Below are 18588 nucleotides of genomic sequence, written 5' to 3'. Positions count from 1 at the left end.
GAGAGAATTCGCTTTTCTCGAAACGTTGAGGATGGCGCGACCTTTGCTCCGCGGACTTGCAATCAGATGGCTTCGCGATGTTGTGATTTGAGACCAATGCGAACGTTCGCGCTACTCGCGTGTGCGGCTCGCTCCTGGAGCGAGCTTAATCAACCAAGGGCCGAGTTCTTCCATAACAACGCATACGCGAGGCGCACTGCGGTGGGCAGGAGCTGGTGTTCTAGCAGTGCGCGCATCAAGCACGACCGCTATGTCGCGCTGTTCGAAGCGGCTGCGCTAGTCCGGTTTCGTCACTTCGATCGGGTGAATGGAAATCGGCCGAACATAGACTGCGAATATCCGCTTACCAAGGATCTAGCATCAAAAGCGGAGGCGTGACCTTTCCGAGCAGGAACAGGAACCGGCAAACTGAGGCTCCATTGGTTCCTGAGGTGAAATCCCCAAGGGCCATGGCCGGGAGCCTTGTTCACAGTGAGGGACACTGGAGATTCTGAAAAAGGACGGCCAACTTGCACAGTTCCCGTGGCATGCTGGCAGGTCGCCGTATCGAGATGCATGTCCACGATGGAGCAGATGTAGGATCCGTCGGTTGCAAGACCGACGAGCGGTTGCTCGAGTGTTCTGCGTATGGCGAAGATGTCTGGGAATCGAGCTATATCTCCAGGCGAGCCTTCACGATTGAAATGTCCGCCTACTCTAGCGATAGGGCCTCGGACCTCGAAGGAGTCATTGTCGGAACGTATTCGGGCGAGCTGCTTATTGAAACCGTACATAGTTTGCCCAATGACAACGGGCGGTAATTGATCGAGCAGCAGATATGGCATGAAGCAAAATCTGACTTGTCGCAAATAGGGTACGTTCTCGAGCTCAATATCTGGAACGATATTGAATATCTCACAGTAGTTTGTGCCGCCGAACGGCAAAATTCCTGGGCGGACGTTTCGCTGATGAGCAAATACGAGTACGACTTCGTGAGTTTTCGCCGACTTGGCCCCGTGGAGTTTCATGCCCACGGGCAGCATCGATTTAACAGCGTCGATCGGCACGTCTACGATCACGCAGAAGGCGCTCATGTCGCCAACTCCGCCGGCCGATCGACTGGCAACCTCTCGCAAGACTTGCAGGCCAGGAAGAATGGCCATGGGGAAGTTGAAATCTTCGAAATCCGTGGCATTGGGCATGCTGATTTTAACTCCCCTGATTGCGCCAGCGGCCGCACGGCCCGCCATGACGGAAGCTTCCACACATCCTGCGTTGAGTCCTGTCCGGACCCAATCGCCTGCCAGATAAAGATTCCCTACACCGGAATCGTCCGCCCTAATTCGGTTAGTTACGCTGCCCGCAACCGACAGGACGTAGCGATCTGAAGGGTTTATGTTCACCCTCAAATACTGGGCGGCGAGCCGCGCCTCCCCGCAACGGCCTTCAGGATCAAAAAACAAGTCCCACTGCAAGCCGGCGGTCGTGACTAGGTTCGGCCAGAGTGCTCCAAGTCTCGTCTGCACCCACTCTCGGGCAAGCGCCCTCGCATATTCAAGCTGCCTCTTTGGATAGTCTGGGTCCGGAGCCGGTGGAGGCGGTGATTTGGTCTCAGGAAAGCTTCCAACGAAGTACGCTAAGCCGCGTGGCGGCGCCGTTGTCCACGTTTCAGTTGGCAGCATCAACGACAGGTCACCCCAACTGTCGAGGGGTCTCGCAAATCCGGACAGGATGGTTTCGTCGCCTCCTTTCCAACCCAATTCCTCCGTCGTCTTGGTTGTCCAGAGCTGCAGTGCCATAGTTGGCGTCGTCCTGATCGCACCAACCATGCTTTTCCATGCAGGAAGATGCTCGACGAGTTCTGCACAAATTCGATCGAGCGCACCGATCGAGATTCCAAGTACAATTACATCGAATTCACTGCCAACCCTGAGAGATTTGTGATCGACGTCTCTCCATTCCGTCCAGGCCGATTCCAGGTCGTACGGTGCGAGAGCATGGTCTTCATTTAGCAGCTCATATTTCGGATGGGTGGGCCATGTATCGAGGGCGATGCCCGGGCCATTCGGAATCGAGATCAACGGGCAGTACGGGACGTTTCCTATGGTTGTTGCCTGGACGCCAACTTCAATTCTCTCGATGAAAGTTGCGTCAGCTGAAAGGACAAGGCTATCCACCCGATGGAAGAACTCGAATGTTACGCCCCGCGCCCGCAACAACCGAAACAGCGGCGCAAAGATGAGTTCTCCCATAGTCGCTTTCATGACATAGAAGAACGATCCTTTGTACCCGAACATCAGCTTAAGCAATACGCGTGTCCCTGTTCCGGCGCCGACGTTCTGATTACCGCGCAAGTATCCGAACACATAGTCATAGCAGCCTCGTACGACGGCTGAGTTCAGAGCATCATCTGAGCAAAGATGGGACCGCATCCAGTCTGACCACTCGAACTCATCGATGTGATCAAACCCGTACCACATCACTCCATCAGCGAGCATCCCCAGCGCGATCGTGAAGGCGAGTTCGATGAGGATGAACGCGTGTCGCAGATCATCTCGGCCAACAATATCGCGTTGATACTCGCGAAGCGCATCTAGTGCAGTCCGTAATCTCTTCTGTAGTATCTCGCTTTGTGCGGCGGAGATGTCCTTCGGATCGTCCGGCAATGTGTCGGCTTCGAGTTGCACATCTTCAAAGGCACGGGCGAGACGTCTAGCGGACATAGCAGCTGAGGCATCATGAACATCATGAAACTCGGCGGGTAAGTCCGCATTCTGAATATAGCTGACGGAGGCCCCAATCAGAGATTGAAGATAATCGACGAGTGTGACGAATTCGTCCTCATCGAATTCTCCCGGCTTACCCGCGCGCGGCGGTAGATCAAACGACCAAGGATGCCAGTCTCCTCCAAACTCTTCCATCAGCGTGCAGCGATCGAGCGCACAGAATGCGGCATCACGCGAGCCGAAGGGAACCGCATACCCCAAGCGCTGCAAGGCGTCGTAGCAACGGTCTACTAAAAAGAATGAATTGTCATAGAACCCGGTCCACACATGTAGGCCGTGTTCCTCTGCGCGATAGCCCCAGTGGGCATCGCGTCTCCCAACTGCTCCCTTTCCGCCAAGACGCCAACCCAGAGTGTAGACTGTGATGTCAAACATCTCGCCGCTGCTATCGAGTTCTGTCAACTCGAATGCAGCGCTCAGCGCTCCGATTCCTCCCCCGAGCACCGCGACTTTCTTCTTGACCATGATTGAGCGTTCCTTACAGGCCTATCTGCGCGAGTATGGCCAAGACAGTAGAGCGCGCAATCTCGCATGGGCCGTAAGTCTGGTGCTGCATATGCAAGAACGTTTCGCCGGGCACAGGTCGTTCCTCTCCGGAGATCGCTCTCGCAGCCTGCATGCCGGACATCACCGCTGCCTCAATGCATTCGGTGTTCAACCCGCTTCTTATCCAGGATCCGCAAAGAAAAAGGTGCTCGAATCCAGACTCGTCAGTCCCTAGACGGAAAGCGGTCGTGCCAGCCGCTGTGGCAATGCAGCAGTCTGATGGATTGACGTTCGCTCGGACGACTTGGCCGGCTAGTCGCTCCTGCCCCTTTTCGTTGCCCGGCGAATAGAGAACATCCCAGTCAAAGCCTCCCCGTGCAAGTACGGCGGCGGGCCAAAGCGTGGCTGCCTTTTCTTGAAACCAGTAGACAGCGAGAGATTTTCCGAGTCGTGTGGCGTGTTCTGGTACGTCGGCCTGGGTCGCGGGGTTGCGATAGAGCTGGGTGTCCATGACATCGCAGATGTAGTGCAGAGATTTTGCTTCTGATTCGAACCTGCCAAGCAATTGAGACATGTCCGCCCAGACGCCGAGCGGCTGGGGTGTACAGACCATGGCAGGCTTTGGTGCTGTCCAGCCAAGTTGACTTAAGGTCCGCTTGCTCCAAACCTGGACTGAAATACTTGGTACAAGAGGTAGCTTTTCCGCCATTGTTCGGAAGCGCTGGTTTATCTCAAAAAGCTGATTGCAGGGGCCCTCCGCAGAGTTGAGTTTTTTGAAAGCGCCCAGCGGAATAGCGAGCACAACGTCGTCAAAATCCTGCCCTAGTTCGCGGCAGACCGAGCCAACCCTTTGACGGCACCAGTGCGACTCCAAGTCTGTCCCCGCGGCTTTGAGCTCCCTGCCGTGTTCGATCACATCCCAATCGGGTGCGGCACCCCATGTCAGCAAACCGTCGCGAAGCTCGACCGGTTCGTAGTCGGCGGGATCAATGCTGAGCTTTACCTGTTGATCGAAATGAAGGCGTTCGATGGACCTGTGGTCGGCGCTGAGATCGATGTTTGTGAGCTTATGAAAAAAGTGAAACCTGACTCCTCGATGCTGCAGGACTCGAAATAGCGGTGCGATGAGCACGTCGCCCATACCGGCGTAAAGCTCCCACGCCAGGGCGCCCTGATAGGTGCCTAGCATCCGCAAGACGACCTGCAAGGCGGTGCCTGCGCCATAGCTTGCGCGCCCTCGTTGCCCATCGGGGTACTGAAACATCGTGTCATAGAGAGCGAAGAGAGCTGGCGATCGGCTCACGGAATCTTCCCTTGCGCCATGGATTACCAGCCACTGGCGGAAGTCCAGCCTGTCGAGGTCGTCAATCTGACGCTCTGCAAACAGCAAATCGACGATTAGCCCATTGGCAAGGGCCGAAACTATGTCGAGCGTCTGCGCAAGAACCTCACCTGTGCCAGTTCGCGAAAATTCAATATCAAGGACAGCGCGAGCTGAATGGCGAAGTGCGCCGGCAATGCCCTGGATCTGATCGAAATGTGACCAAACCCGATCTTCTTCAATGCACTTGCCCCATCCGATCACTGTCCTGAGATATTGACTAACGCGCATCGGAGTTTGGAATCTTACTGGATCGGCCTCGGTATTCCAGTCTACCGCAAGGAAACGTTGGAGAACCTCTACTGAAAATTGAGGCTCCAGATGCGCCAGGTGTTGATCCGATTGGATCTGCATCTCAAAACAGCTGGCAAAAAGCTCGAGGATTCGGACAAGGCTGCTCCAGACGCTGAGATCTGCCGATCCCGTCCCCGGCAACTCGTCATTGGTCGGAAATGACAGCTCGTAAACCTTCGGCTCGCCATCACCGCCGTTCCCAATCGGTGTGAAACGCTGTGGCTGAACAGCCTGCTCAGCGCAGATTATCTTTTGTCCGTGCGGAGGCTTCCATTCTTTGTACACTTCCCGCAATAGCCGAAATGCATTCTCGTAATATCCGAACCAGATGTGGAGGCCGTGCTCGACGTTACGACCGCGCTCATCCCTGCCGCTCGCGCATTTGCCCCCGAGCCGCCAACCCATCTGATAAACAGTCACACGATGCTTCGCTCGAAGGTCAGGGGTACGCGTGAGTTCGAAGGCGGCGCTCAAGCCCGCTATTCCTCCGCCCACAATCAAAATTTGCCTTTCCGCCAAGTGTGGTCCCCGCGCAAGCTTCGGCCACTATTGCAAAGCGCACCTCACGTGAGATGCTTCGGCACTAGCGCCAATTTGTTCAAAGATGGATTCAGCTCGATTTAGGTAGGATAGTCTCGCCGGATCGTTGATTGCCATTGAGTTGCCAATCTCATAGAGGGCTCTTGCCCGCTCGTGGCTCATTTCCAGGTGCCGTGCGGTCGCAGCGGCACGCTCCAACTCCCGCCGTGCCTTCGTGGGCCGCGATAGACGCAGTTCCAGCCTTCCCCTCATCAAATGAGCGAATGGTCGGCATATCGGAGAAGTTCGTGCCAATCGCGAAAGATGCTGACAGGCAAGAACGGCCCGCTGGCGAGCTTGCGAGGCATGTGGTTCCGCGTTGCCAGCTAGCTCCAGGCAATTCAAGGAAACGTCAGCGACTCCAGCGGCGCCATAGGCATAACCGCCCCACACAACGCTACATTCCCGGAGAACCTCCAGACCGCGATCGGCCGTTTCTGCTGCCTTGTCTATCTCTTTTCGGTGAAAGTGCGCGACGGCCCCAATGCCGAGACAAAGTAAACGATCGGTACGAATCTGTCTTTCATCGGCGATTTCCCGCAGCAAGCGCAAATCATCGGCACTTGAGCGCCCGGTCAGCGTATCAATGAGAACGCGGGCGGAAAGGCTCCAGGCGCGTACTTGCGCCGAAGACCTGTCCGATATGTCTGCACTTATGCTTCGAAGTCGGTTGTTTGCACTCTCGATGTCGCCGCGAAGGATGGAGACAAAGATGGCCATAACCTCGCTATTGAGCGCGCGGGTGCGGTCTCCGAGCCTGGAATAAAGCGCGGCGGCGGCATTCGCATGCTGCTCGGCAATGGACCATTCACCAAGCCCATATGACAAGACTCCAACCACAAGCTCAACACGAGCCTTTTCAGGCAACCCCCCTCGCTCATCAGCGAGCTGTAATGCGTGACGGCTGTAATAGCCCGCCGGACCGACAGCTCCCGACATGGCAAGACCAAGCGCCAGGGCGCCGTAGCCTCTAATAATTTCCGGAAATGAGTTGCATTGCTCGGCAAGATTGAGCGAAGCCAACGTACCGTTAAGTACAGCTAACGAATCATTTTGAAAGAAATACTGCTCGGAAAGATGCTCATAGATGTGAGACGCACGCTGTAGCCTGATGCGTTCACGATCATTCGATTGTTGATGGGCTCTTCGCCAAAGCCGTGCGCCAAGTTGAGCTGAGCCATTGTATATTGCGGCGCGGACCTTCTGCGCGGTGGTCGCGGGAAGCGGCTTTTGCAGAATGATCATGGCTCGACCATAGTGCTCCGAGGAGCTGCCATACTCGGACAACTCGTGATAGGCGTCGCCGAACATGATTTCCCATCCGATCAACCGGTCCGGATCAATGTTTAAGGTTGCTCGCTCGATGAGCTCGAAAATCCGGTCCAAATATCTGATCGAATCTCGATTGCCGTAATTATGAAGCGCCTGTTCAGCAGCAAGTTCAAGATAGCGAACGGCCCGCATCGGCTCCTCCGCCTGCCCCCAATGGCGGGCAAGCTGAGCGTAATATGATTGCAGATCGCCGGATTGCGATTCCTCAATTAAGGTTGCGATCTGTTTGTGTAGCGTTCTTCGCTGCGCAAACGACAATAGGTTATAGATTGCCTCCTGGCTCAAAGAATGTCGGAAAGTGTAAGTCGCTCCGACTCCGGCTCCCTGTTGAGTTGTGAGGAAGTCATTCTCAACGAGCCGTCTGAGTGTGTCACTTATCGCTACATCATAAGGCTGCTCCGGCGCGACCTTCAGGAGCATATCGACGTTGAAGGCATCGCCAATGACGCTTGCAATCTTGAGCGCGAGTTGATCTGTCCTTGATAGGATATCGACGCGGCTGACGATCGCGCGTTCGAGGGTTGTCGATAGCGCTATGCTTGCCTCGCGGGGCTCGTCAAATTTGCAGACACCATGAACGACAGATAGCTTACCTGTATCGCGAAGAGATAGCACGAGCTCCTCGCAAAAGAACGGGTTTCCTGCGGCATAGCGATCGACGAAATCGACCAGAGATCGAGGAATCTCAATTGCATGGAGGCGCTCTCGGATAATCTCGCCAAGTGCAGCGCCTTCCAATGGCTTAAGTTCAATCTCAAGGGTCGGAACAAGCTTTGACAATTCCGGTGGCGGCGGTGCTTGCGGGGCAAACTTGCGTCTGGTCAGTATGATCAGACAGTCACGAAGTCGACGTGCGGCAACGCCCAACAACTCTAGTGACGAGCTGTCAAACCAATGAAGGTCCTCGAGTATCAGGATTCGGGATGATGATCTTGTGATCAGCGCAATGATCACTTCTTCGATAGCGGCGGCACGCGCTGCGCCGCTAATTTGCTCGGTGAGCTCGGTTTGCGGAAATCCGAGCGGGATTACCTCATCAAGCAGGGGCAGCCAGCTTAGGAGCTTAGAGTCGTCCGTTAGGAGTTTCGAAGCTAGGCTACGAGCTGGAGTTGCGTCACTGTTTGGATGAAATTTGAGGATTTGCCGCAGGACATTCCGCCAGACGAAGAAGGGCGTGGATTTGTCTATCGCCGTAGCGAATCCTTGGAGAACGCGACGGCCGTTCGCTTCGCAGGATGAAAGAAGATCTGCAATTAGATTTGATTTTCCGATGCCAGGGTCGCCCACGACCATCACGAGCTGCCCACGCTCGAGTTTCACGTCATCGATACATTGCTTGAGGGTTGCTCGCTCAAGATCCCTACCGAATACTCTGCAAATAGTGCTGCGTCGAATCGAATTTGCTGGGGCAATCGGACTAAAGCCGAGGACTGGTGTCGCAATCCCCTTGATGTGCAAGCGGGGCAGCACAGCGAATGCGATCCGCTGACCCACGGCCTCGGCCGTGGCGGAATCGCAAATTACCTCTCCCTGGGCTGCATCGGCAAAAAGGGCCGCGAGGTTCATTGCATGCCCATTCACTCCGTATTCTCGACGCGTTCGTCCACCATACGTGCCGCAGAACAGACGGCCAGTGGCGATTCCGACGGACGTGTTGATGCCCTGTGCAGTCAGTTGCCGGCGAATAGCAAGGGCAGCTTCAACCGCCCGCAATGGATCTTCCTCGTGCGCAAAAGGCGGGAGACCGAAGATGAGCGTAACGCTCAGCCCTTTGTCGTCCATAATGACCTGATGAAGGGTGCCCTCCAATCGTTCTGATATAGATTGCACCTCCAACAGGCCTTGCTGTACGCGGGATAGCGTTTCAGGGTTGAACCGGATGTCGAGCAGCGAGATTCTCACGATTGTGAGGGTTCGAAATTCACCGATCCAATCGTCGCTCCCTGAGCCAATGCGATCACGCAGGACTCTGGGAATGAGCCTATCGATCACCGCGTGAGGAATATCGGATGGAGAAGTGTGCGGCGGAAGGTTTGACGGTTTCATCCCGACGAGGCGAATTCCTTGAGAGGTGAGTTCGCCATCAAACTGCCCGTCCAACATAGCGGCAGCTGCATCACAAAGCAAAATTTCTCCGACGCTAGCTTTGCGATAGGCCGTGCCAACTTGATAGATTGGTTCGCCAACTACAAAAAAATGCCAGTTGTTGTTTAGCCCGCCCATTTTGCAGAAGTGAACGCTGCCTAGATCAATTGCCGTGCGCTGATTGATTTTTCCATGACGCGCGGCCACGGTTTTCATGGTTTCGCGCAGCGCAAGCGCGCATTGCGCTGCCCGTCCAGTGGCTTGCTTCAGGTCACTATCGGCCCAGATAGCGAGAATTGCATCACCAGCGAAGGCGGCGATGTCACCGCCATATGCGTCGATCACGTCTGTCAGTGGTGAAAAATAGTCATTGAGGAGATCGCTGAGTTCCTCGGCGCCGTGCTTGCCCAGTTGTTCGGTCTTGCTCGTGAATCCTGCTAGGTCAAAGAGCAGGACGGCCGCCTTCCGCTCTTCAACCCACGGCTCGTCAGTGCAATAGTTGCCGCTGCACAAAAATGCGCGGACCCATTTGGGGAAAAAGGCGGCGAATTCTCTCACAGGCGTGCCCATCGGCTTCAAACCCGGTCTGGATTTGCGAGCGTCCTGAAGAAGCGCATCGCATTGGAACCCCAATCTTGATCAAAATCAACAACTATGCGCGCAAAACGGTCAACCCGAGACGTAAGCAACCCATTGACATGCCCATCGGGTTCTGGATCGGCAGACTTTGCCGCTTGCCACTGCTGCAGCAGCGATGGACGCAATAGGTCGCATGACCTCGGCAGACCTGGTGGACATGGCCTAGCTGAGGCTGGGCGGTCTGAAACGGTGGCTTTAACATCTTAGGTCCGAGTAGCGATCGCGGCAGACGGAGCCCGCGAGATTAAACATGATGCCTGCGGGGGCTCCGAAATGAGCATTGGCGGCGGAACGCAGGCATTCCAATAACCTCAAGTATTGCCAAAGTCGGATATTCCCGAGCCCGAGAGAGCCTCAGCTCGTACAGAGCGAGGTGCTCTCGCCCTACCGAGAGCACCTGGATGCCACTGGCCTTTGGACTTTCGTGGCCGAACTCGACCACGACAGCCGCATGGCCTTGTTTGCGCATTGCACGGCATTGACCGTCAATGCGGTGAGACTGCCGTGGGAGCGACGGCCGCGAGCGATGGCAACAGCGGATCGGCTGGCGGAAGCTGTTTCCCTCGACATGACCGGCTATTGGCGGCCGACGGTCCGCAGCTATCTTGGCCGTGTCACCAAGGCGCGCATTCTGGAGGCGGTCTGCGAAGGTGTGAGCGGCGAGGTCGCCGAGCGAATGGTGGATATGAAGAAGGTCGATATGGCGGAGGCTGCCGAACAGTTGCTGGCCCCGACCGGTTGGCTGCCTTCGCTCCTGAGAACGGGGAAGCCGGAGGATCGGACCGACGCTTCAACTGACGCGCAGGACAGCGACGCGTATTCGGAGGCCGCGGAATGAGGACTGAGCCGGGGCCGTAGGCGGGCCCCGGCGGGTTCTAAATTTTTGGCCGCGCGCCTGACCAGCGCGCGGCCAAGCCTTTTGCGCACAGCGGCGAACACTGAAGCCTTGTCATGATGGCGGCCACGATCGCTCTGATCTACTTTGGCTGCGATGGAGCAAGGGCTGCGGTCGTGAAGGCCGATCAACAGCGAGGGATGAGGCCGGTCGATTTGATTGTATGATGACCGAGGTCTGCGAGGGCCTGCCCGGTGGATCACTCCGGCAGCACTTCATCCGACACGCGGGAATGCGACGAAGGGGCGCTAGCGTTTGCCAGGATGCGTCTTTCTTGCCTTTGATGCGCGGCCGTCAGCGTGTGTTCGACCGATCCAAGCGCGTCCTTGTTCTGCGTCGGTGTCGGCCGCCATGGTTGTCTCCGTCAGTTCGTTCATCGGGAGCGTCCAACGCAACCTCGAATGGGCTGATCAGGCCCGAGGGCCGGCTAACGCCTCGATCGCCTTCCCGCAACGGCTGCGCCTGCTTTTTTCCCCTGCCGCGAAGTGGCGGCATTCCTCGCGGGAAGACAAAAAAGCAGGCTATCGCCGTCCTCCGCTGGCGCTGCGGGCCTGACGGCTGCGGGCCGATCGCTCCTCGGGCCAAGGATCGCCATCGAGGCTGCGATGGGCGCGGCCCGAGCAACAAACGGAGACCACCATGGCTACCATCGGCACCTTCACCGCTTCGGACAACGGCTACATCGGTTCGATCAAGACGCTGACGCTCAACATCAAGGCAAGGTTCGCCCCGTCCGAGAAGGACAACGACAAGGCGCCCGACTACCGCATCTTCGCCGGTACGACCGAGTTCGGCGCCGCCTGGAAGAAGACCGCTCGAGAAACCGAACGCGAATACCTCTCGGTCAAGCTCGACGATCCGAGCTTCCCGGCCCCGATCTACGCCTCGCTGGTGAAGGTCGAAGGCGACGAGGGCTTCACCCTGATCTGGTCCCGCCGCAACGGCGACTGATCCCTCGGGATCATCGGCCCCGCCTCCTCGGAGGCGGGGCTTTTTGCGTTTCTTGCGCCGCTTTGGAAGGAAGCAGAAGTGCATTTTCCTTTTGAAGAGAGTGCTAAGGGCTCCGCCCTCGCGCGGGCAAGGGTGAAGCACACTTCGTGTGCCGGCCGGAGCGGTCTCCCCGGTCTTCCGCGCAGGAGATTCATGACGACGTCGTCGTCAGGCGCGTGCAGACGCGCAGCCGCTGGCTGCGCCCTTGGCAGGCGGGTGATCCCCCTCCGCTCCGGCTGCCCTTGCCCTTGCTACCCCCGGTCTCGCCGACGGGCAGAGTTGCAGCGCAGCGCTGCGCTTCAACCTCAGCCCATAGGAGAATGACCATGAGCATGATGACCTTGTCCCAGAGCGAACAGCCTGTTTCGGGCGGTTTCCACGTGGATGTATCGCGTGGCCAGCGTATCGGCCGTGTGTCGTCCGAGTGGTTTGCGCGACCGGACGATGAGCGTTACCTGAATTTACCGGACCTCTACGAAGCCGTGCGAGGTCGCGCCGAGCGCGCGCAGGCGCGGACGGTGGAAAGCCGGGCTATCCGGGTGGAGGCGAGCCGCGAAAATTCCGAGCGGCTTGCCCTGACGGTTCCGGGGCGTGACGAGCCGGTGTCGCCAACCCACTGGAGCTTTGGACAATTGTGCACGCTGGTCGGCGCGCCGACCTCTTACCTGCGGCAACTGCCCGCAGCCCTATCGGCCATCAACCTGCAACACGGCTTGCTCTCGCATCGCGCCGAGCTCGTGAAAACCTTGGAGGCCGATAACGGACGGGTCGAGCTTCGTGCTGTCACCGGGCCGGACTACGGCCGCATCTGGGATCATGAGTTGGTCGCGGCCGTCATGAAGATCGCGGGCAATGGCACGGGTGACACGCGGTGGAAGGTGCCGGGCGTGATGGACTGGTCAACCATGACCCACAATCCCTTTGTGGACGTGACCAAGGACACGACGACGCTTTACGCCAGTGACCGCGACGTGTTCCTGTTTCTGGTCGACGATACCAACCCGATCGAGGCGGGGCGCCTGCCGGATGGCTCGCCGGATTTGTATTTCCGGGGGTTCTACTGCTGGAATAGTGAAGTCGGCAGCAAGGCCCTCGGGATTGCCAGCTTCTACCTCCGCGCCGTCTGCATGAACCGCAATCTGTGGGGCGTGGAGAATTTCGAGGAGATCACCATCCGGCATTCCAAATTTGCGGCTCAACGTTTCGCCCATGAAGCAGCACCCGCGCTGACGAGCTTTGCCAATTCCTCGCCTGCGCCGTTCGTTGCAGGCATCAAGGCCGCTCGCGAGCGGATCGTTGCCCGCACCGACGAGGACCGGGAGACTTTTCTCCGCAAAGGCGGGTTTTCCAAGTCCGAGGCCTCAAAAATCATCGAAACAGTTCTCGGCGAAGAAAACCGTAAGCCGGAAAACATCTTTGATTTCGTGCAGGGCATTACCGCGTTTGCTCGGGGCAAGGCCCATCAGGACACGCGACTTGAACTGGAAGCCAAAGCAAAACGCTTGATGGAGCGTGCAATCTGAGACGTGAGCCGCGCACTCGGGAACGGTTGCGCGGCGTTGCTCGATGCCTGGCGCATCGCCGCCGATCCGGCAAGCCGGATCGGCGGCGATGACGCGTATCCGCGTGCGCTCGCCGGGCCTGCGGCCCGGCTCGCGATAGCAAAGAATAAATTTGGGCGGACGCTCGTAAACGCACGCCGCGGATCAGCGCCTCGATGTCCGCTGCGCGCGCTCTGCCGCCGAGAGGGGCGGAATTCCGGGCATCTCTCAACCGCCGCCCAAGAGGGACATTGCCGCCACGGCTAGGTGCCCAAGGCTAGGTACCTAAGGGAATAGCTGCGACGGCGGTCGTCGCAATGAGAATAACTGTCACGAGGGCCCCTAAAACATAGAGAATCGTTCTGATGCTGCCGCCTTTGGCCGCTTTGCCGCCGCCCAGATAGACCGCGACGTGGATGAGACGAATTGCGACATAGACCCAGACGAGCGCGGCGAGCGTAAAGGCACTGACCCCTACCATCATGGCCAGGATTGCCGGGACGATAAACGGCGGCAGTGCCTCCACCGTGTTCATGTGGACGCGATCAATCCGGTAAAGCAAGTTGTCGTCATCCGCCGGCAGGACAGGCCCGGAGAGCGCGCCGGCCCTGCCTTTGGACGATCCTGAATGAATCGCCAGCAAAATGGACAAGAGGCACAGGATAAGCACCCCGACAACACTAGGCGAGTAAGCTGCCATGCAGGCCTCCGCAACTGCGATAACGTGGCATTGGATACGCGAACATCATGTCTCGCGAGCAATCCGCTCGGCGAACCGTTTCAGATAGAGCGGCCAACCCTGATCGCCTTCGATGCCGTCGCGCACACCTTCCCAACCTTGGCCATGTCGTTCGAGGTGACGGTGCTCAAGCTCTAACCTTGTCCGGCTTGGCGTTTCGGCGATGAACCGGACCTCCCATTCACTTGTCTTGTCGGGATCGGTCTCGATCTGCCATCGTGGGCTGATATCCCAGCTTAGGAGCACGCGATCGGGCGGCTCAAAAGCCAACACACGCGCCCAGCGGCATTCGCTGCCGTCCGCGCCACGATCATATACGTAACCGCCCACACGAGGCTCAAACACCGTCTCTACGATGGGAACGGAGAGCAGATTGTGTTCACGTGGCTTGAAGCTGCCGAAGTCTTCCGTGAAGATCTTGAACGCGCGCTCAATCGGCGCCTCGACCACGATCGATTGTTTGATGGGCGCGGCCGATACAGTTCTGCTCACTGCTAGTCCTCCCGTGATCTTTCGACGGCGATCTTGTAAGCCGCCAGTGTGTTGCTCCAGAACCGGTCGAGCCAAGCGCGCATCTGGCTGAGCCCTGCCGGATCGATGTGATAAACATTGCTGGCGCCCTTCGGCTCAGCGCGAACCAACCGAGATTCGCGCAACACCTTGAGATGCTGGGAGACAGCTGACTGGGAGACGGTTAGCTCCCTAGTGATTTCAGCGACAGTGCGAGGCCTTGCCCCCACCAGTTCGAATATTCGTCTACGGGTCGGATCCCCTAGAGCAGCCAACTGCACACTATCTTTGGCCATGGCCGGCCGACCCCCACCCGCCAACGTTACGGGACTTTGCCGAACGGCGACGTCTCGCAAGATAATAAGCGATAGCTAATGATTAGCCTAAACTTATGAACGCGTCAATGTTCTGAGTGAGGTTTCTTTCGTAGGCGAAAACTTCAGCTACGGATCAAGAGGCTAGGAACTCATGGCCATCTGGTTCGCCTTCCTCATGGAGCAGACGTCAATCCAAGGGGCGTTACTTCGCTGAAGGGCCGGAAGCGAAGTGGGTGTGGCTTCTAGCCTGCTGGCCGATCTGATCGTACGTGTGCAGAAACGCACATTCGAAGATCAGGCATACGGGACGCGTCGCGTCTCGGGTTGAACTTCCGGTCATTTCTGCCATCGCGCAATTTCGTGGACATAATGCTGGCGGCGAGGCAGTTAGTCTGGCGGAGGGCCGATGCCGGCGCGGTACGCCCGACCCTAACCTCTCGGATCGCCGAGCTTTCACCTGAGGCAGACCTTACGACGACATGAAATATCTCGTGGCCTCGTCATTCGCTGCATTGCAGCTCCTCGGCTTCATCTTTCTCTCTGGTGCCGGCCACGGCTGGCTCGCTGGCGCGTTTAGTTGTCTACCGTTGGCCCCTATCTCGTTCGCAGCTTGGTTCAATGCACTCCGCGCCGAGCCATCACTTTCTATCTCCAATTACCTGCTCATCGCCGCTGGCCTGGTGCTCGCGGCTACTGCATTTGCAACGCGAGCGGAAGGGACGAGCCATTTTTTTGCGTACTGGCGGGTGCAAGGTCCTTTAGCGGGAGCGATCATTGCTCTCCTCTACTTCAATTGGATATTCGCTTGCGGGCTGACTTGGTGGCGCAATCGCAGCTTATGATGTAATCAGCCTTCCGTCCGGCGCATGAACCTTCGCTTCTTGCGGCTCGGCAATCTGGATATCCGCCCCCTCTCAGCGGTCCTCTCGCAAGCGTACGCCTGGCTCGAAGGAAAGCGCAGAAATCCGGGCGCTTCTCGCCAAGATCGAGACCGGGCTGAAGTTACTCGGCACCGAGGATCCCGGTGCTGCGGACGAAGACCAATAGCCGTTTTTGGGGAGCAGAGGAGTGAGAGCGCCAGCTTCACTCAAGCCTTTTGCTCGCGGCGCTTCCCGATGAAGGCCCCCAGCTCGGGGAGCAGGGGCTATGAGCTGGGGCCTGTACGGGGTTCGCCCCTTGGGGCAGGGCGTCGGGAAACCTGGCACTGGCGCCATCGTTCCTCTGAGCGCAATGAAGTTCTTCGGATCCGGTCGCGCGGAAGGAGCCGAGTCTGCACGTCCGCGACGCCTTTCGTTGACGCGGGATCGGTAGCCGCCTTCAGGCTTCTCCGGAGCCGGAGAATAAAACTGTCGGAGGCATGGCGCGCTGGGGCGGCAGGGACCGCCCGCTCGCTGCGCCTGGCCTGCTCTTGAGATCGTAACGCTTGGCCAGGTCGAGCAGCCGCCGCTTAGTGAACGGATCCGCATTCTCCGCAAGATCGCGCGCCCGTTGCGCAAAGCCCATGTAGAACTCTTCCACGACACACCCCCCGCAACATCACCGAAAGCCCGATTTCAATAGCTTGCCGAACGTACGTCAAGCCTAGATCGAGGCGCTTGCGAAGCCATTGAGGGTGCGACTAAGATCGGGACAGCGGGGGAAATTAAGATGCGTTATCTGATCCGGAAGGCGTGCCCGGGGTGCGGCAAGCCGCTGGTGGCTGTGCCGGATGACGTCGCCGGGGGCCGGTTACGCTACGTCTGTACCGTTTGCGAACAAGACCCGCTGCACAACCCGACCGTCCGCAACTGGGCCGACAGCCCGCTGAGGCCTCCGGAGAAGTAACGCTCGTGTTCAGTGTCGGAGAGCGGGACCCGGAGTGCCTAGGAGTCCGGGCTCCGCCTCGCCACGCCATCGGGACCGAAGTGCCGACGCGAGTCAATCCTAGGCTTGGTCCTTCGGTTCGCTTTGACCCACCTCAACTTCCCGAGAGGGCACTAGGTAATCATCCGTAATTTCGTGGGCGGGGCGCAAGGTGCATCGTGAAACCGCATTCGGTTCGGCCGCGTTGTCGAGGAACGCAAGATCGATCGCCACCGGCGTGTCGTGTCATTTGCGCCCGGCAGCGTCTTTGCCTTCGTCCGTTGGACCTCCAACGACTTTGGGACAATCATTTCGAGGATCGACATCTTGCGCGCGGTTGCGCCTGGCCAGCGCTGTTCCACCGTCCCTTATGTGAGGCCCGGCGGAGAGATTCTGCTGCGCCTGTCAGGCTGGCCGAAGGTCGAGCGCCTGCTGCAGATGATCGATGCCGTTGAGGCACTCGGCATCGATGCCGCTGATGTCGCGCCTGATCATTGGCATCACGTTCATAACCGCCTCTCCGTCAACGAAAACCCGCGTCCCTACACGAAGGCGCGCCACCAGGCCTGGCTTCACCGTCAGAGGGTAATGCGATGACGGGACGCCTCAAGATGCTGGCCACAACGTTTGGGGCCGCTGCTGCGCTCGTCGCGACGGTCGTCCTGGAACCACTTCCGCTCTACATTTGGATCCGCGAGCGTGCCGATCGGTCTCTATCGCCTGCGACCTGCGGATCAATTCCAAGTCACTGAATTGGTCGCGGTGCAGCCGCCGGAGCCGCTTGCGACTTTCCTCGACCTGAACGGATATCTGCCGATTGGCGTCCCCATGCTCAAACGCGTGCTGGCGCTCCCCGGTCAGACGGTTTGCAGAATCGGCCTCACGATTTCGGTGGATACCATCGCGATGGGCGAGGCGAAGGATCGCGACGGACGAGGCCGGCCACTGCCAAAATGGCAGGGTTGCCGCCTCGTTGGCAACGGCGAGCTTTTTCTCATGAACTGGCAGTCGAACGACTCTCTTGATGGCCGCTATTTTGGATTTCTTCCAGCATCGGCCGTGATTGGCCGAGCGCTGCCGGTGTGGACCTGGGAGGAGTGAACGTGCCTGTTCCACGTGTTCACCCCGCCATTCCTCTGTTCGATCGATTGCGGGATCATTCCTCCGTCCCGATCAATGTCTGCAAGGCCGGCGCGCGCAGCGGCAGTCCAGGGCGGCCGGATGGCCGGCGCGAAGCGGCTTTACCCTGGACGGGCGCGAGCACGACGGCATACTTGGCTCAGTCGGGCGTGCGTGTTCGGGCCGTCGTATCGTTGCTGCTGATTTTGATCGCGCCGCATAGTACTGCTCTGGCGGGGAATGGATCGGCTGCGCTTCGAGCGGTCTCCCAGGCGAGCAACCCGTTCGCCGCGTTCGTCGACGAAGCCTCAAAGCGCTTTCCAGTTCCGGTGAACTGGATCGTTTCAGTCATCAACGTCGAGAGCGCTGGAGACGTGCATGCCAGGTCGCCAAAGGGCGCAATGGGCCTGATGCAGATCATGCCGGCGACCTGGGCGGAGCTTCGCGAGCGCTATAATCTCGGCAGCGATCCCTACGACCCGCGCGATAATATTCTGGCCGGCACGGCATATCTCCGTGAGCTACTCGATCGCTATGGTTCGCCTGGCGTGTTTGCCGCGTACAATGCGGGACCATCTCGCTACGAAGAGCATCTCGCTGGCGGCCCCTTGCCAGACGAGACGCGAGCCTATGTAACAAAGCTTGCAAATCTGCTTGCCATCGAACTGCCGCCGACGTGGATCGCCGGCCGGCAGTTATCGACAGCTGCAACGTTGTTCGTCTCGCGATCCGATCTGATGAAAACACGCGATCGGCCGCCGACGCTCATGCCTTCGAGCAGCGGCAAAACTGCAATTTCGGTGCGCGATGTTTCGCAGATTGTGCCCAAGTCTAATGGCGTCTTTGTCGCTCGATCAAATTCGGGAGCATCGCAATGACCGGGTGGGCGGGTTCGCAAGGGATGGCGCGCTTCAGCGAGCAATTGGCGGAACGGCGAGAGCAGTGGGCAGGCACGACAGCAGGACGGCTCTTCAAATCGGGCTTCGAAATAGCGGTGCACGGGGATAATGCGGCCGTGGCCAAATCCGGATCCTGGTGCAACGACTTGGAAGGTCGTTGCCACACAGGAGAGCT

General features: G+C 58.2%; 14 protein-coding genes and 2 pseudogenes. 9 read left to right on the top strand and 7 right to left on the bottom strand.

Annotation, left to right across the window (positions count from 1 at the left end; genetic code table 11):
- Nucleotides 1–290: 290 nt before the first annotated feature.
- The 3 genes from K3F49_RS25990 to K3F49_RS25980 are packed head-to-tail and all read right to left on the bottom strand — an operon-like array spanning nt 291 to nt 9492.
- Nucleotides 291–3230 carry an NAD(P)-binding protein gene (locus K3F49_RS25990; RefSeq protein ID WP_234683759.1) on the bottom strand — a complete coding sequence of 980 codons (2940 nt, stop codon included), beginning with the start codon at nt 3228–3230 and terminating at the stop codon, nt 291–293.
- 13 nt (nt 3231–3243) lie between these two features.
- Complete coding sequence (locus K3F49_RS25985) at nt 3244–5421, bottom strand: FAD-dependent oxidoreductase (RefSeq protein ID WP_346657355.1); 2178 nt, start codon at nt 5419–5421, stop codon at nt 3244–3246.
- A 51-nt stretch (nt 5422–5472) separates the two neighbouring features.
- Complete coding sequence (locus K3F49_RS25980; RefSeq protein WP_234683757.1) at nt 5473–9492, bottom strand: AAA family ATPase; 4020 nt, start codon at nt 9490–9492, stop codon at nt 5473–5475.
- 469 nt (nt 9493–9961) lie between these two features.
- On the opposite strand from K3F49_RS25980, the pseudogene K3F49_RS25975 reads away from it, so the two are divergent.
- From K3F49_RS25975 to K3F49_RS25960, 4 genes and pseudogenes are all read left to right on the top strand, one after another.
- Nucleotides 9962–10399: pseudogene (locus K3F49_RS25975) on the top strand (chromosome partitioning protein ParB); the annotation flags it as partial.
- Between the two features lie 408 nt (nt 10400–10807).
- Nucleotides 10808–11011 (top strand): hypothetical protein, encoded by a 204-nt coding sequence (locus K3F49_RS25970; protein WP_234683756.1) that lies wholly within the window; start codon nt 10808–10810, stop codon nt 11009–11011.
- An 84-nt stretch (nt 11012–11095) separates the two neighbouring features.
- The gene (locus K3F49_RS25965) at nt 11096–11407 is read left to right on the top strand and encodes a DUF736 domain-containing protein (RefSeq protein ID WP_234683755.1); all 312 of its coding nucleotides are present in this window, start codon (nt 11096–11098) and stop codon (nt 11405–11407) included.
- 371 nt (nt 11408–11778) lie between these two features.
- Nucleotides 11779–12969: a DUF932 domain-containing protein gene (locus tag K3F49_RS25960; protein ID WP_234683797.1), complete on the top strand. Its 1191-nt coding sequence runs from the start codon at nt 11779–11781 to the stop codon at nt 12967–12969.
- Nucleotides 12970–13264: 295 nt separating this feature from the next.
- On the opposite strand, the gene K3F49_RS25955 is transcribed toward K3F49_RS25960, so the two are convergent.
- From K3F49_RS25955 to K3F49_RS25945, 3 genes are read right to left on the bottom strand one after another with little or no spacing between them, the layout of a single operon-like run.
- Nucleotides 13265–13687 (bottom strand): MAPEG family protein, encoded by a 423-nt coding sequence (locus K3F49_RS25955; protein ID WP_234683754.1) that lies wholly within the window; start codon nt 13685–13687, stop codon nt 13265–13267.
- A gap of 45 nt (nt 13688–13732) precedes the next feature.
- Entirely contained in the window at nt 13733–14218 is a 486-nt protein-coding gene (locus K3F49_RS25950) for an SRPBCC family protein (RefSeq protein WP_234683753.1), read from the bottom strand.
- A gap of 2 nt (nt 14219–14220) precedes the next feature.
- Nucleotides 14221–14532, bottom strand: coding sequence for an ArsR/SmtB family transcription factor (locus K3F49_RS25945; protein ID WP_234683752.1), 312 nt, complete (start codon nt 14530–14532; stop codon nt 14221–14223).
- A 500-nt stretch (nt 14533–15032) separates the two neighbouring features.
- Between K3F49_RS25945 and K3F49_RS25940 the strand changes: the two genes are divergently transcribed.
- Nucleotides 15033–15395, top strand: a complete 363-nt coding sequence (locus tag K3F49_RS25940; protein ID WP_234683751.1) for a hypothetical protein — start codon at nt 15033–15035, stop codon at nt 15393–15395.
- Between the two features lie 475 nt (nt 15396–15870).
- Here K3F49_RS25940 and K3F49_RS25935 read toward each other — a convergent pair whose 3' ends face one another.
- Nucleotides 15871–16071: a hypothetical protein gene (locus K3F49_RS25935; RefSeq protein ID WP_234683750.1), complete on the bottom strand. Its 201-nt coding sequence runs from the start codon at nt 16069–16071 to the stop codon at nt 15871–15873.
- A 129-nt stretch (nt 16072–16200) separates the two neighbouring features.
- On the opposite strand from K3F49_RS25935, the gene K3F49_RS25930 reads away from it, so the two are divergent.
- The 4 genes and pseudogenes from K3F49_RS25930 (at nt 16201) to K3F49_RS25915 (ending at nt 18392) form a co-directional block, all read left to right on the top strand.
- The gene (locus K3F49_RS25930) at nt 16201–16377 is read left to right on the top strand and encodes a hypothetical protein (protein ID WP_234683749.1); all 177 of its coding nucleotides are present in this window, start codon (nt 16201–16203) and stop codon (nt 16375–16377) included.
- A 207-nt stretch (nt 16378–16584) separates the two neighbouring features.
- The gene (locus tag K3F49_RS25925; protein WP_234683796.1) at nt 16585–16992 is read left to right on the top strand and encodes a DUF2840 domain-containing protein; all 408 of its coding nucleotides are present in this window, start codon (nt 16585–16587) and stop codon (nt 16990–16992) included.
- Nucleotides 16989–17496, top strand: a pseudogene (locus K3F49_RS25920) (S26 family signal peptidase). Before K3F49_RS25925 ends, K3F49_RS25920 begins: the two are co-directional and overlap by 4 nt.
- A gap of 2 nt (nt 17497–17498) precedes the next feature.
- A complete protein-coding gene (locus K3F49_RS25915; protein ID WP_234683748.1) occupies nt 17499–18392 on the top strand; it encodes a lytic transglycosylase domain-containing protein in 894 nt (297 codons plus the stop codon).
- Nucleotides 18393–18588 lie beyond the last annotated feature (196 nt).

The organism is Bradyrhizobium monzae (genome assembly GCF_021458635.1).
Classification (GTDB): domain Bacteria; phylum Pseudomonadota; class Alphaproteobacteria; order Rhizobiales; family Xanthobacteraceae; genus Bradyrhizobium.
The sequence above is the reverse complement of the archived record's forward strand: the minus strand, read 5'-3'. Positions and strand labels throughout refer to the sequence as shown.

Coding starts and splice junctions, on each gene's coding strand:
- K3F49_RS25930 (WP_234683749.1), top strand. CDS start 16,201: ATGCGTTATCTGATCCGGAAGGCGTGCCCGGGGTGCGGCAAGCCGCTG.
- K3F49_RS25955 (WP_234683754.1), bottom strand. CDS start 13,687: ATGGCAGCTTACTCGCCTAGTGTTGTCGGGGTGCTTATCCTGTGCCTC.
- K3F49_RS25940 (WP_234683751.1), top strand. CDS start 15,033: ATGAAATATCTCGTGGCCTCGTCATTCGCTGCATTGCAGCTCCTCGGC.
- K3F49_RS25990 (WP_234683759.1), bottom strand. CDS start 3,230: ATGGTCAAGAAGAAAGTCGCGGTGCTCGGGGGAGGAATCGGAGCGCTG.
- K3F49_RS25980 (WP_234683757.1), bottom strand. CDS start 9,492: ATGGGCACGCCTGTGAGAGAATTCGCCGCCTTTTTCCCCAAATGGGTC.
- K3F49_RS25965 (WP_234683755.1), top strand. CDS start 11,096: ATGGCTACCATCGGCACCTTCACCGCTTCGGACAACGGCTACATCGGT.
- K3F49_RS25945 (WP_234683752.1), bottom strand. CDS start 14,532: ATGGCCAAAGATAGTGTGCAGTTGGCTGCTCTAGGGGATCCGACCCGT.
- K3F49_RS25970 (WP_234683756.1), top strand. CDS start 10,808: ATGGTTGTCTCCGTCAGTTCGTTCATCGGGAGCGTCCAACGCAACCTC.
- K3F49_RS25960 (WP_234683797.1), top strand. CDS start 11,779: ATGATGACCTTGTCCCAGAGCGAACAGCCTGTTTCGGGCGGTTTCCAC.